This window comes from Bacillus cereus group sp. BfR-BA-01524, assembly GCF_022662595.1.
Classification (GTDB): domain Bacteria; phylum Bacillota; class Bacilli; order Bacillales; family Bacillaceae_G; genus Bacillus_A; species Bacillus_A thuringiensis_S.
Window position 1 is genome coordinate 1 of the sequence record NZ_JAKUDW010000301.1, and the last position, 404, is coordinate 404.

Consider the following 404-nt stretch of genomic DNA (forward strand, 5'->3'; position numbering starts at 1 on the left):
CATCGCCTTTGCCATTTCAACTTGCGTTATATGATTTTGCTTTCTTAATTCTTTGATTTTATTTTTCACACCCATAGGATCCACCTTCAAAAGTAAAGATATCTTTACTTAAATTATAAATATTTTCCAGTTATAAGTAAAGATATCTTTACAAATTTTAGAAAAACATTTCACTGCATATCTTCTCTAACAAAGTACAAGAGTAATTCAATTTATATCAGCGATTTTTTAAATATATCAGCGCAACTTAAAATATATCGGCGATTTTGCAAATATATCAGCGCAACTCCATTTATATCGGCGATTTCCCAAATATATCGACATCAGTAGCACCATAAGCATAAGAAAGAAGCTGCCCCAAAATATCTTTTGGAACAGCTTCTTCGTCCTACTTATATAAATCC

General features: G+C 30.7%; 1 pseudogene. It reads right to left on the reverse strand.

The features are described from left to right. Window positions 1-75 (reverse strand): annotated as a pseudogene (locus MR170_RS31165) (helix-turn-helix transcriptional regulator); the annotation flags it as partial. Window positions 76-404 lie beyond the last annotated feature (329 nt).